Below are 12,591 nucleotides of genomic sequence, written 5' to 3'. Positions count from 1 at the left end.
GGGGTTGGGGGGGGGGGGCGTGGGCACCCGCGCGGTGGCGGGGGTGGGGGCGGGGGGCGCCGCTGGCGGCGCCCCCCCGGCCGGTTCGTCACCGTGCTCGGACCCAACGGCTCCGGCAAGTCCACCCTGCTGCGCGCCATCCTCGGGCTGGTGCCGCTCAGCGAGGGGACCGTGTCGGTCCAGGGCCGGCCGGCCCGGCGCGGTAGCCGGGCGATCGGCTACATCCCGCAGCATCGCGGCTACTCCGCCGACGTACCCCTGCGCGGCCGCGACCTGGTGCAGCTCGGCATCGACGGCACTCGCTGGGGCGTGCCCTGGCCGGGCCGCAGCCGGGCCCGGGTCGAGGAGCTGATCGACCGCGTCAACGCCGAGTCGTTCGCCGACCGGCCGCTCGGCCAGCTCTCCGGCGGCGAGCAGCAGCGACTGCGCATCGCCCAGGCGCTGGCCACCGACCCCGCCGTGCTGCTGTGCGACGAGCCGCTGCTCTCCCTCGACCCGGGCCACCAGCGGGCCGTCGTGGACACGCTCGACCGGCAGCGCCGCGAGCACGACACCGCGGTGCTCTTCGTGACCCACGAGATCAACCCGGTGCTGCCGGTGACCGACCTGGTCCTCTACCTCGCCGACGGCCGGTTCCGGCTGGGGACCGTCGATGAGGTGATGACCAGCGAGGTGCTCTCCGATCTCTACCGGTCGCCGATCGAGGTCATCCGCCGCGGCGAGGCCCTCGTCGTACTCGGCGGCGAGGAGCACCCCTTCAGCCACCACGACGACCACCGCGAGGAGACACCCGCATGACGCCGCTGGTCCTCGCCCTGGACACGGTCGGCTGGCACGACATCGTCAACTTCGACAACTACGGCGAGCTGCTGCCGATCGTGCGCAACTCGCTCATCGCCGGCGCCGTGCTCGGCCTGGTCGGCGGCCTGATCAGCGTCATGGTCATCACCCGCGACCTGCCCTTCGCCGTCCACGGCATCAGCGAACTCTCCTTCGCTGGGGCCTCTGGTGCCCTGCTGCTCGGGGCGAGCGTGGTCGTCGGCTCGTTCGTCGGCTCCCTGATCGCCTCTCTCGCCCTGGGCGTGCTCGGGATGCGGGCGCGCGACCGCAACTCGATCATCGGGGTGCTGATGCCGTTCGGCCTGGGCCTCGGCATCCTCTTCCTGGCGCTCTACCACGGCCGGGCGGCCAACAAGTTCGGACTGCTGACCGGTCAGATCGTCGCCATCGACAACACCTCGCTGACCGTACTGCTGGTGACGGCCGCGGCGGTGTCGGTGGTGTTGCTGACGATCTGGCGGCCGCTGCTGTTCGCCAGCGTCGACCCCGAGGTCGCCGCGGCCCGCGGCGTGCCGGTGCGCTTCCTCGGCCCGTTCTTCGTCCTGGTGCTCGGCTGCACGGTGGCCATCTCGATCCAGGTCATCGGCGCCCTCCTCATCCTCACCCTGCTGGTGACGCCGGCCGCCGCCGCGCTCCAGGTCACCGCCTCGCCGGTGAAGGTGCCGCTGCTGGCGATGGCGTTCGCGTTCGTCTCGATGGTCGGCGGCATCCTGCTCGCGACCGGCACCTCGATCCCGATCAGCCCCTACGTGACGACGCTGTCGTTCGCCATCTACGTCGTCTGCCGGGTGATCGGCCGCCTGACGCCGAGTCGGCGCTAGTGCTGGTCTGAGAGCCGCCGAGTCGGCAGAAGTGCAGGTCTGAGAAGGCCCGAGTCGGCAGAAGTGCAGGCGGTCGTCCCGCACTTGTGCCGACTCGACGCCCCTAGGAGCAGCACTTCTGCCGACTCGGCGCTCCTGGCACCTGCACTTCTGCCGACTCGCGCTATTTCTGGCAGTCGGGGCAGAGGCCGAACAGCTCGACCGTGTGGCTGACGTCGGCGAAGCCGTGCTCGGCGGCGAGCTGGCCGGCCCACTTCTCGACGGACGGGCCGACGATCTCGACCGTGCGACCGCAGGAGCGGCACACCAGATGGTGGTGGTGGGTCTCCGAGCAGCGCCGGTAGACCGCCTCGCCAGCATGGGTCTTGACGGTGTCGGCGTCACCGGCGGCGACCAGCGACTGCAGCGCCCGGTAGACGGTGGCGAGGCCGACGGTCTCGCCCTGCTGGCGCAACGACTCGTGGATGTCCTGGGCGCTGCGGAAGGTGTCCGACGCCTCGAGCTCCGCCGCGACGGTGCGGAACTGCCGAGTCGTCCGGCTCCGCGCGGCTGGCTTCTCCGTCGTGGCCATGACGCCTCCCTGCTCTGGGTCTGGGCCTCCAACGTACCCGACCGGCGGTCGCGGGACGGCGACACACGCCCCCAGGTCCCGAGGCGGGACACGTCTGATCGCGACAATCGTTGTCGACACGAGGAGGAAAATGGCCACCTTGCCACCGCGCACCGCTGCCCCCCGCTCAGCCCTCGGCCAACCCGAGATCGTCGCGGCACTCGTCATCGCCATCCTGCTCGGCCAGCGCTGGATCGTGCCCCTCTTCGACCACGAGGCGATCGCGACCTGGTGCACCATCTTCACCGCCATCGTGGTGCAGTCGATGCCCTTCCTGGTCGGCGGCGTGCTGCTCTCGGCGCTGATCGCGACGGTGGTCACCGACCGGCTGCTGGGCCGGATCGTGCCGCGCAACCCGGTGCTCGCCGTACCGGCCGCAGGCATCGCGGGCATGGGCCTGCCCGGCTGTGAGTGCGCGGCGGTGCCGATCGCCGGCCGGCTGATCGGCCGCGGCGTGGCACCAGGCGTGGCGCTCACGTTCCTGCTGGCCTCGCCGGCCATCAACCCGGCGGTGCTGATCTCCACGGTGGTCGCCTTCGGCGGCAGGGTGGACATGATGGCGGCCCGGTTCGCCGCCTCGCTGGCGACGGCGGTGCTGGTCGGCTGGTGGTGTGTGTGGCGGGGCGACCGGCTGCGGCTGCGCTCCTTCGAGGGGGAGGGTACGGCGCAGCGGTTCGCGGCCGCCGTACGCCATGACTTCCTGCACGCCGCGGGGTTCCTGGTGCTCGGCGCCATGCTGGCGGCGGCGGTCAACACCTTCCTGCCACGATCGGTGGTCAACACCGTCGCCGAGCACCCGGCACTGGCCGTGCTGGCCATGGCGGCGCTCGCCTTCGTGGTGGCGCTCTGCTCGGAGTCCGACGCCTTCGTGGCGGCCAGCTTCACCTCCTTCTCCGACACCGCCAAGCTGGTGTTCCTGGTGGTGGGGCCGGCGATGGACCTCAAGCTCGCGGCATTGGAGGCGGGCCGGTTCGGCACCGGGTTCGCGCTCCGGTTCGTGCCGCTGGTGGTGGTCGTCGCCGCCGGCTGCGCGGTGCTGGCCGGCTGGGTGCTGCTGTGAATCGTCGTACCCAGGCGCTCGTCACCGCCTTCCTCGGTGCCGTGCTGGTGCGGCTGACCATGGGCACCGGCTACCTCACCTTCGTGGCGTCCTGGATGCGCTGGCCGCTGATGGCCACCGGGCTGGTGCTGATCGCGCTGTCGCTGCGCGCGGCGCTGGGCCGCGAGCCGGTCTCGGAGCACGACGACGACCACGACCACGGGGTGCCGTGGGCGACCTGGCTGCTGCTCCTGCCGGGTCTGGTCGTCTTCGTGGTGAACCCGCCGGCGCTGGGCGCCTACCTGGCCGAGCGACGCGGCGACGACCCGACCGTGGTCCACCAACAGGACGGCGGGCTGCCGCCGCTGCCCGACGGGGATCCTGTGGACCTCACCCTCGACGACCTGACCTGGCGGGCTTCGGTCGACGGCGAGACCCTGCTCGGCCGGCAGGTCCGGGTGGTGGGATTCGTCAGCACCGGCGACAAAGGCGACTGGTACGTCACCCGGCTGACCATCTTCTGCTGTGCCGCCGACGCGATCGTGGAGCGGGCCAGGGCGACCGGGCAGCCTGCCCCGCCCCGCAACCAGTGGGTTCAGGTGACCGGCACGGTCACGGAGGCAGCCGACGACCACGGCGACCCGGTGCTGGACGTGACCAGCATCGAGCAGGTCCCCACGCCCGAGGAGACCTACGGTTGAGCGGTTCGAGCGCCACGTCCAACCAGTTATGCCCTAAACTGCCTGGTACTTGTCGAGAGTCGACCACGGTGCGCCCGGGCGGGTGCAGCCGAGCAGGACGGGGCCACAGGTGCATTGGGAGGAGTTCGTCAGGTCCTACGATCGCAACGCCGTCAACCGGCACGCCTACCCCGGCGCCATCGGCGAGGCGATGAGGCCCGCACGGGACTACTCCTACCGCTGGGGAGAGCTGCTATGGGACGCGCTGACCGGCGCGCCACCGCCGTCACTTCACGGCATGAGAGACTTCTCGATCGAGTACACCAACTGGGTCCGTCGGGATCTCAAGCCGATCCAGCGCGTCCTCAGCCGATCGCTCGATAGCGCTTTCGCGGCGATCAGCGAGCACGCCGTCGACGAGGCACACCTCGAGGAGTGGGCGCGACCGTCGATGGAGCTGAACTTCCATCGCCTCAACTCCATGGCCCAGCAGTCATGGGGCCGGCTGCTGCGTCCCGAATTCTTCGGCGGCCCCGCGGCGCTGCTGCTGCTCGAGCGCGATCGCTACTTTCTGGCAGCCCAGGCGCTGAAGCTGTCACGGATGCGCGATGTCTTCGGTCACGAGGACCTGTTCGACCCCCTCATGGCGCCGATGCGGCATTGGCTCAATGGCGCGTTGAACGAGTTCGACACCCTGCAGGCGCTGTGGGCGCTCAGCTCCGCCGACGACACCCTCATCGCGCTGCCCGCGCCCGCGCAGTTCGAGCAGCTCGCCGGCGGCGCGAACATCGACCTTCTGGTCCTCGACACCCGCAATCACACCGCCTGCGGCATCCAGGTCAAGTCGAGCGGGGTCCAGCGCGTGGAGGGGCGGTACGACGTCACCCGGGTGGTCCTGGTCGACGGCGTCCGCGATCTGAGCAACGTGCGCGCTGTCCGCACCCACCCGATGCACTCCGACCGGCGGCGGGTGCCCTGGCCGGGAATCGTCTCGGCCCACCACCTGCTCGACCTGCGGATCTCACCGGTCACGGACACCTTCGCCACCCGGCGCGAGATCGTGCAGAACAAGCTGCATGCCCGCCATGTCGCGGGCACCATCCTCAACCGCAACCGGGAGGCCTACGCCAACCTCGCCGAGCGGGTCCGAGCCGCCCTCGCCGAGCCCACCGAGTCCGCCGAGTCGTCGCCCAGACCGGCGGCGGGCACCCCCTAGCCTTGGCGCTCATGGCGAACTCGACCAAGCGAGGTCTGCTCCAGTGGGCGACTCTCGTCCCCGTCGTCGGCCTGGTGCTGTTGGTGGCCACCTGGGCCAGCCACGAGCACTGGGCGGTCCTCGTAGTCATCGCCGCCGCGCTGATCGGCTCGATCCTCGCCTCGGTGCACCACGCCGAGGTGGTGGCCCACCGGGTCGGCGAGCCGTTCGGCTCGCTGATCCTCGCGGTCGCGGTGACCGTGATCGAGGTGGGCCTGATCGTCATGCTGATGACCAGCGGCGGCGAGGCCGCCAGCACCTACGCCCGGGACACCGTCTTCGCGGCGGTGATGATCACCTTCAACGGCATCGTCGGGCTCTCGCTGCTGGTGGGCGCCGCCAAGCACCACCTGGTCAGCTTCAACGCCTCGGGCACCGGCGCGGCGCTGGCCACCGTCGTCACCCTGGCCACCGTCACGCTGATCCTGCCGAGCTTCACCACCTCGGTGAGCGGCCGGATCTACACCCCCTTCCAGCTCGGCTTCGCCGCGGTTGCGTCGCTGCTGCTCTACGGCGCCTTCGTCTTCACCCAGACCGTGCGGCATCGTGACTTCTTCATTCCGGTGACCAGTGACGAGTTCGGCCGCTTCACCGGTCTGGTCGACGAGAACGGCGACGGCCACGCCGACCCGCCGACGGTACGAGCGGCGCTGACCAGCCTGGGCCTGCTGATGGTGGCCCTGGTCGCGGTCGTCGGGCTGGCCAAGCTGCTCTCCCCCACCATCGAGGGCGGCGTCGAGGACCTCGGTCTGCCGCACCCGGTGGTCGGCGTCGTCATCGCGCTGCTGGTGCTGGCGCCGGAGTCGATCGCGGCGGTCCGCAACGCGGCCCGGGACCGGGTGCAGATCAGCCTCAACCTCGCCTACGGCTCGGCGATGGCCTCGATCGGACTGACCATCCCCACCATCGCGGTCGCGATGATCTGGCTCGACGGACCGCTGGTGCTGGGGCTGGAGCCGACCCAGATGGTGCTGCTCGCGGTTTCGGTCGTCGTCGCCATGCTGAGCATTGGGCAGGGCCGGGCCAAGTCGCTCACCGGCCTGCTCCATCTGGTGCTGCTGGCGTCGTTTCTGGTGGTGTCGCTGCAGCCCTGAGCGAGGTCAGTTTGCGACCGGTCACCGGGGTTTGAGTGTCAGTCTGCGTCTGCTCACCGGGGTTTGGGTGTCAGTTTGCGTCTGCTCACGGGGGTTTGGGTGTCAGTCTGCGTCTGCTCACCGGGCGGTGGCGAGGACCCGGAGCGGCGCTCGCTGCTCGGTGAGCGCGGCGGTGCGGGCGTGGATGTTGAGCAACAGCCCGGCGGCCAGCATCGAGGCGAACATCGCGGTGCCGCCGTAGGACACGAAGGGCAGCGGCACGCCGGTCACCGGCATGATGCCCAGGCACATGCCGATGTTCTGGAAGGCCTGGAAGCCGATCCAGCAGGCGACCCCGGCGGCGGCCACCCGGCCGAACAGGTCGTCGGTGCGGGCCGCGATGCGCAGCGCCCGCCACAGTACGACGCCGAGCAGCAGGATCAGCACCCCGCCGCCCACCAGCCCCAACTCCTCGCCGGCCACGGTGAAGACGAAGTCGGTGTGCTGCTCGGGCACGAAGCCCGACTGGGTCTGGGTGCCGTGGAAGAGCCCCTGGCCGAACAGGCCGCCGTTGCCGATCGCGATCCGGGCCTGCTCGGTGTTGTAGCCGGCCCCCTTCGGATCGAGAGTGGGGTCGGTGAAGGCGAGCAGCCGGTCGAGCTGGTAGTCCTTCAGCACGCCGGAGGCGACCGCGGCGGCGGCCGCCGTCAGGCCGCCGGCGGCGAGCAGCGCCAGCCAGCGGCGCGGCGTACCGGAGGCGGCCAGCACGCCGAAGACGGTGGCGGCCAGCACCAGCGTGGTGCCGAGGTCGGGCTGGGCCACGATCAGCGCGGTCGGCACTGCGGCGACGGCGAGCATGAGCAGCACGTCGACGACGCCGACCCGGGTGCGCCAGCGGCCCTCGGTCCGCTCGGCGAGCACCAGCGCCATGCTCGCCACCACGGCCAGCTTGGCGACCTCCGAGGGCTGCAGCGACATTCCGCCCACCGACAGCCAGGAGCGGGAGCCGTTGATGGTCTGGCCGTGGGTCAGCACCAGGACCAGCCCCGCGATCGAGGCGAGATAGGCGATCGGGGTGAGCAGCCGCAGCCAGCGGTGGTCGACCGACCAGACCACGGCCAGCAGCACCAGCCCGATGACCACGTTAAGGAGCTGCTTGCGCAGGAACAGCCGAGGGTCGCCGCCGGTGAGCACGTCGCGGTGGGCGGTCGCCGACCACACCAGCAGGCAGGAGAGCGCGCCCAGGCCGAGGACCGCGGCCAGCAGGATCCAGTCCACGCGCCTGCTCACGCCCTCCCCCCTCGCTGCGCTCGTGGCTGGCTTGGTGCCCATGGCTCGCTCGCAAGCTCGCTCATCGCGAGGCCTTCCGCTTCGACGACTTCGACGACTTCGTCGACGGCGGCAGGATCGAGCCGTCCTCGGCGAAGGTCGGCAGCTGCTTGGGCGAGGTCACGTCGTCGATGACGGGCTCGGTCGCGCCCGCCTTGCCGTCGGAGACGCCGTACAGCGCTTCCCATATACGGCGGACCGGGTCGCCGCTGGTGCCGGAGCCGGTGCCGCCCTGGGTGACCATCATGACCACGACGTAGTTCTCGTCGTAGGTGGCGACCCAGGAAGTGGACTGCTTGTTCTCGACCTCGGCGGAGCCGGTCTTGCCGTGGATGTGAACGTCGTCGAGCGGGAAGTCCTGGAACTTCCAGGCGAGCGTGCCGGTCTTGGGAGTGCCGAGCAGCGCCTCGTCGACGTAGCTCAGCGCGGCCTTGGTGACGTCGACGTGGCCGGCGACCTGCGGCTTGATCCGCTTCAGCACGGTGCCGTCCTCGGCGACGATGGCCTTGCCGACGGTGGGCGCGTAGAGGGTGCCGCCGTTGGAGATCGCCGCGTAGGCGCGGGCCAGCTGCAGCGGGGTGACCATGGTGTCGCCCTGGCCGATGGTGAAGTTGGCCGCGTCGCCCTGCCGGAAGTAGTTGCCCTCCAGGCAGAACTCGTGGGCGAAGACCTTCATGAAGTCAGTCTTCGCGGTGCCGTCCTCGTCCATCTGGCAGTAGGTGTCCTTGTTCGCCTTCCAGTACGCCGCCCGCCACCGGCGGTCGCCGACCCGCCCGCTGGCCTCGCCGGGCAGGTCGATGCCGGTGGCCTCGCCGAACCCGAACGACTTGGCGGTGGTGGCGAGCGGGTCCTTGGCCTTGGCGTCGGCGGGGTCGGAGCCGTAGGTGTCCCAGAAGTGCAGGCCGACGCGGTAGAAGAAGGTGTCGCAGGAGATCTGCAGCGCCTGGGCGAAGCTGATATTGCCGTAGGAGGCGGACTCGTAGTTCTTGAACCAGCGGTTGCCGATCTGCAGGCCGCTGGTGCAGCCGAGCCGGGTGTCCTCGCTCATCCCGTTGGAGAGCGCGCCCGATGCCATGATCGGCTTCCAGGTCGAGCCGGGCGCGAACTGGCCCTGGGTGGCGCGGGCCAGCAGCGGGTCCCCGGCGTCGTCGCTGTAGAGCGCCTTGAGGTCCTTCTTGCTGATGCCGCCGACCCACATCTCGGGGTCGTACGTCGGCTGGCTGGCCATCGCGACGACCCGGCCGGTCTTGGCCTCCATGACGATGGCCGCGCCGGAGTCGGCGACGTAGTTCTTGTGGGTGACGGTGTCGTAGGTGTCGCGCGCGGTGGCGATCGCGCCGGCGAGCTGCTTCTCGACGACGCTCTGCAGCTTCGCGTCAATGCTGGTCACCAGGGTGTCGCCGGGCTGGGCGGCGGTGCTCTCCCCCTCGCCGATCGGCCGGCCGAGGGAGTCGACGGTGACCTCGGTGCTGCCCGGCAGGCCGCGCAGCCACTCGTCGTACTCCTTCTCGACGCCGGCCCGGCCGACCGAGCTGGTGGCGTTGAGGGAGGGGTCCTCGGCGGTCTTGGCGGCGTCGTACTCGTCCTCGGTGACGGGACTGAGGTAGCCGAGCACGTGGGCGAGGTTGATGCCATAAGGCTGCGGGTAGGCCCGCACCGAGACCTGCTCGGCGACCACCGCGGGGTAGTCCTCGGGCTGCTCCAGGATCGCCAGGGCGACCTTCTCCGCGACGTCGGTGGCGATCGGGACGGGCTGGTAGCGGGAGCCGTTCCAGTCCTCGAGCGTCTTCTCGATGTCGGCCACGTCGACCTTGACGGCCTTGCTCACCCGGGCGAGCAGCACCGAGCGCTCGTCCTCGGGCAGCTGGGCCAAGACCTCCTTGTCGATCTCGACGGACCAGGCCTGCCGGTTGGTGACCAGCGGCCGGCCCTGAGCGTCGACGATGAGGCCGCGCTCGGGCTGCAGCACGACCTGGCGGACGGACTGGCTGGCGGCACGGGCGTGGTAGGTGTCGCCGGTGACGACCTGGAGGTAGTAGAGCCGCACCAGCAGGGTGGCGAAGAGCGAGAAGACCAGCGCCTGCACCACGATCAGGCGCAGCCGGCTGGTGCGCTGGGCCCCGGTCATGCTCTCCCCGGCTCCACTGCTCTGAAGGCCGCCATCACCGGGGGCAGCACGAACGGCGCCAGCAGCACGTCCCATACCAAGCTGATCCCGATGGTCGCGAGCAGGTCGCCGGTGCCGACGGCCGGGTCACGGAACAGCAGGCCGGTGAGGGCGAACAGGCTGCTGCCGACGAAGCTGGCGGCCGCGACGGTCGCGACGGCGACGGTGGGGGCGATCCGGCGACGGTCCTGGCCCAGGCCCCGGCCGTCGTCCTCGCCGACCCGGCCGGCGAGGTAGCCGACGACGAGCAGGGCGAGCGCCCAGCGGCCCGCCAGGTGGTCGGCCGGCGGCGCCACGTCGAGGAGTACGCCGGCGGCGAAGCCGGCCACCAAGCCGAACTCGCTGCCCCGCACCAGCGCGGCGCCGACCACGACGAGCAGCGCCAGATCCGGCACGATGCCATGCCAGGCGAAGGCGTCGAGGACGCTCACCTGCAGCATCAGCGCCAGTACGACGAGGACGCCGAGCAGCCCCCAGCGCCTCACTTGATCACCCCGTCGGCGTCGATGAGGCGGCGGTCGCTGTGAGTGCCGCTGGGCACCGCGACACCGACCAGGTCGAGCGCGGTGAAGTCGACGAACGGCGTGACGCGGGCCCGCTGGGTGGAGTCGCGCAGGCTGGTGTAGACCGAGTCGACGACACCGATCGGCACTCCGGCGACGTACGGCGCCCCCTTGGCGCTCCCCCAGGTGACGACGGTGTCGCCGGTGGCCGGCACCTCGGTCTGGTCGAGCAGCTCCAGGTCGAGCCCGTCGGCGTCCGCGGAGCTGCCGTGGACGAAGCCGACCTCCATGCTACTGCCCACCCGGCCGCCGACCACCGAGTCGGGGTCGGTGACCAGCAGCACCGTGGCGGTGGTGCTGGTGACCCGCAGCACCCGGCCGACCAGGCCGGCGGAGCTGACCACCGTCATGTCCGCCTCGACACCGGAGCTGCTGCCGGCGTCGATGGTGACGGTGCGCTCGAAGGACTGGGCGGGGCCGTAGCCGACGACGTGGGCGGGCACGATGGCGTAGCCGATGCTCTTCGCGGTGGCGGTGAGGCCGTCGTAGGCGGCCAGTCGGTTGGCGTCGTACGGGATGGTGGCGACCTGCTGACGCAGCTCGCCGTTCTCCTTGCTGAGCCGGTCGATCTCGTCGCGCAGCTCGGCGCGGCTGTCGAACCAGCCAGGGATGCCCGTCACCGGGCGGGCGATCGTGGCGGTCGCCGACTCGAGTGGCCCGAGCACCTCGCCGACCAGCCGGCGCAGCGGCGTCAGTGCCGGACTGGTCAGGTCGAGCACGACCAGCACGGCGCAGGCAAGCACCAGCGCGACGACGGTGGCGCGTTTGGGTCCGCGGGCCCGATCGAGACCGCCGCGCCCATTGATGCGCCCATTGATGCGCCCATTGATGCGCTCAGCGATCCGCTCGGCCGGCGGCCGGGTCAGCATCGCCATCAGGACGCCCTCAGCCGCCGAGCGTCGGAGACCAGCACCTGCTGCAAGGCGTCGAACTCCTCGACGCAGCGACCTGCGCCCATCGCGACCGAGAGCAGCGGATCCTCGGCGACATGGACCGGCATCCCGGTCTCGTGACGCAGCCGCTCGTCGAGACCGCGCAGCAGCGCGCCGCCGCCGGTGAGCACGATGCCCCGGTCCATGATGTCGCCGGCGAGTTCGGGCGGGGTCTGGTCGAGGGTGGTCCGGACGGCGTCCACGATGGCGTTGAGCGGCTCGTCGAGGGCGAGCCGGATGTCGGCGCTGGTGACGGCGACGGTGCGAGGCAGCCCGGAGACCAGGTCGCGGCCGCGGATCTCCGCGACCGGCTCGTCGTGGCTGGGGAAGGCGGAGCCGAGGGTCATCTTGACCTCCTCGGCGGTGCGCTCGCCGAGGAGCAGCGCGTGCTCCTTCTTCATCCACTGCACGATGGCGTTGTCGAGGTCGTCGCCGGCGGTACGGATCGACAGGCTGGTGACGATGCCGCCCAGCGAGATGACCGCCACCTCGGTGGTGCCGCCGCCGACGTCGACGACCATGTTGCCGGTCGGCAGGTGGACGGGCAGCCCGGCGCCGATGGCTGCGGCCATCGGCTCCTCGACGATGAAGACCCGGCGGGCGCCGGCCTGGTAGGCGGCCTCCTTGACCGCGCGATGCTCGACCGGGGTGATGCCGCTGGGCACGCAGACGACCATCCGGGGCTTGGCGAGATAGCGACGGTGGTGGACCTGCTGGATGAACCAGCGCAGCATCTGCTCGCATCCCTCGAAGTCGGCGATGACGCCGTCCTTGAGCGGCCGGATGGCGGTGATCGAGTCGGGGGTACGGCCCAGCATCCGCTTGGCCTCGTGGCCGACGGCCAGCACCTCGCCGGTGGTCTGGTTGATGGCTACGACACTCGGCTCGTCGACGAGGACACCCTTGCCGCGCACGTACACCAGGGTGTTCGCAGTCCCGAGGTCGACGGCCATGTCCCGGCCGACGGCCCCAGCCATCAGGCTGTTCGCCATGGGTCGCTCCACTGTCCTGTTCGGGGAAGAGGTGGACGCCGGTAGGACAGACCGTGCCCAGCCCCGAGGCTAAGCGGAGCGGCTGGCGATCTGGGCGTGCCACGCCGTGACGGAAGTGACTGATGTGACTGCCGAGTCGGCAGAAGTGCAGGTCTCAAAACCCTCGAGTCGGCAGAAGTGCAGGCCTCAAAACCCTCGAGTCGGCAGAAGTGCAGGCCTCAAAACCCTCGAGTCGGCAGAAGTGCAGGCCTCAGGAATGCCGAGTCGGCAGAAGTGCTGGGGCGCTCCCT

Annotated in this window: 12 protein-coding genes; 6 read left to right on the top strand and 6 right to left on the bottom strand. The window is 70.8% G+C overall.

What is annotated here, in order from left to right; translation table 11 throughout:
* Both QM595_RS16180 and QM595_RS16175 read left to right on the top strand, forming a co-directional pair.
* Positions 1–798 (top strand): metal ABC transporter ATP-binding protein (locus QM595_RS16180; protein WP_415172610.1); only part of this gene is annotated, 798 nt, incomplete at its 5' end.
* Positions 795–1,661 (top strand): metal ABC transporter permease, encoded by an 867-nt coding sequence (locus QM595_RS16175; RefSeq protein WP_415172609.1) that lies wholly within the window; start codon positions 795–797, stop codon positions 1,659–1,661. The genes QM595_RS16180 and QM595_RS16175, both read left to right, overlap by 4 nt.
* A 163-nt stretch (positions 1,662–1,824) precedes the next feature.
* Here QM595_RS16175 and QM595_RS16170 read toward each other — a convergent pair whose 3' ends face one another.
* Complete coding sequence (locus tag QM595_RS16170; protein WP_415172608.1) at positions 1,825–2,232, bottom strand: Fur family transcriptional regulator; 408 nt, start codon at positions 2,230–2,232, stop codon at positions 1,825–1,827.
* Positions 2,233–2,362: 130 nt separating this feature from the next.
* On the opposite strand from QM595_RS16170, the gene QM595_RS16165 reads away from it, so the two are divergent.
* The 4 genes from QM595_RS16165 (at position 2,363) to QM595_RS16150 (ending at position 6,339) form a co-directional block, all read left to right on the top strand.
* Entirely contained in the window at positions 2,363–3,331 is a 969-nt protein-coding gene (locus tag QM595_RS16165) for a permease (protein WP_415172607.1), read from the top strand.
* Positions 3,328–4,011: a TIGR03943 family putative permease subunit gene (locus QM595_RS16160; protein WP_415172606.1), complete on the top strand. Its 684-nt coding sequence runs from the start codon at positions 3,328–3,330 to the stop codon at positions 4,009–4,011. The genes QM595_RS16165 and QM595_RS16160 overlap by 4 nt, the downstream gene beginning before the upstream one ends.
* 109 nt (positions 4,012–4,120) lie before the next feature.
* Positions 4,121–5,206, top strand: a complete 1,086-nt coding sequence (locus QM595_RS16155; RefSeq protein WP_415172605.1) for a hypothetical protein — start codon at positions 4,121–4,123, stop codon at positions 5,204–5,206.
* 11 nt (positions 5,207–5,217) lie between these two features.
* Positions 5,218–6,339 (top strand): calcium:proton antiporter, encoded by a 1,122-nt coding sequence (locus QM595_RS16150; RefSeq protein ID WP_415172604.1) that lies wholly within the window; start codon positions 5,218–5,220, stop codon positions 6,337–6,339.
* Positions 6,340–6,456: 117 nt separating this feature from the next.
* Here the strand turns inward: QM595_RS16150 and rodA are convergent, their stop codons facing one another.
* From rodA to QM595_RS16125, 5 genes are all read right to left on the bottom strand, one after another.
* Positions 6,457–7,608, bottom strand: a complete 1,152-nt coding sequence (gene rodA, locus QM595_RS16145; RefSeq protein WP_415172603.1) for a rod shape-determining protein RodA — start codon at positions 7,606–7,608, stop codon at positions 6,457–6,459.
* 61 nt (positions 7,609–7,669) lie between these two features.
* Positions 7,670–9,775, bottom strand: coding sequence for a penicillin-binding protein 2 (gene mrdA / locus QM595_RS16140; protein WP_415172602.1), 2,106 nt, complete (start codon positions 9,773–9,775; stop codon positions 7,670–7,672).
* Positions 9,772–10,299: a rod shape-determining protein MreD gene (mreD, locus tag QM595_RS16135; protein ID WP_415172601.1), complete on the bottom strand. Its 528-nt coding sequence runs from the start codon at positions 10,297–10,299 to the stop codon at positions 9,772–9,774. The genes mrdA and mreD overlap by 4 nt, the downstream gene beginning before the upstream one ends.
* Entirely contained in the window at positions 10,296–11,252 is a 957-nt protein-coding gene (gene mreC, locus QM595_RS16130; protein WP_415172600.1) for a rod shape-determining protein MreC, read from the bottom strand. Before mreC ends, mreD begins: the two co-directional genes overlap by 4 nt.
* A complete protein-coding gene (locus tag QM595_RS16125) occupies positions 11,252–12,301 on the bottom strand; it encodes a rod shape-determining protein (RefSeq protein WP_415172599.1) in 1,050 nt (349 codons plus the stop codon). The genes mreC and QM595_RS16125 overlap by 1 nt, the downstream gene beginning before the upstream one ends.
* Between the last annotated feature and the right edge of the window lie 290 nt (positions 12,302–12,591).

This window comes from Nocardioides sp. (assembly GCF_047607185.1).
In the GTDB taxonomy this organism is placed as follows: Bacteria; Actinomycetota; Actinomycetes; order Propionibacteriales; family Nocardioidaceae; genus Nocardioides.
Note: the sequence above shows the minus strand (reverse complement) of the source record. Positions and strands in the feature narration are given on the sequence as shown.

What these genes read in the sequence shown, in the direction of transcription:
- mrdA (WP_415172602.1), bottom strand. Translation starts at nt 9,775, where the DNA reads ATGACCGGGGCCCAGCGCACCAGCCGGCTGCGCCTGATCGTGGTGCAG.
- QM595_RS16175 (WP_415172609.1), top strand. Translation starts at nt 795, where the DNA reads ATGACGCCGCTGGTCCTCGCCCTGGACACGGTCGGCTGGCACGACATC.
- QM595_RS16170 (WP_415172608.1), bottom strand. Translation starts at nt 2,232, where the DNA reads ATGGCCACGACGGAGAAGCCAGCCGCGCGGAGCCGGACGACTCGGCAG.
- QM595_RS16165 (WP_415172607.1), top strand. Translation starts at nt 2,363, where the DNA reads ATGGCCACCTTGCCACCGCGCACCGCTGCCCCCCGCTCAGCCCTCGGC.
- QM595_RS16150 (WP_415172604.1), top strand. Translation starts at nt 5,218, where the DNA reads ATGGCGAACTCGACCAAGCGAGGTCTGCTCCAGTGGGCGACTCTCGTC.
- QM595_RS16125 (WP_415172599.1), bottom strand. Translation starts at nt 12,301, where the DNA reads ATGGCGAACAGCCTGATGGCTGGGGCCGTCGGCCGGGACATGGCCGTC.
- mreC (WP_415172600.1), bottom strand. Translation starts at nt 11,252, where the DNA reads ATGGCGATGCTGACCCGGCCGCCGGCCGAGCGGATCGCTGAGCGCATC.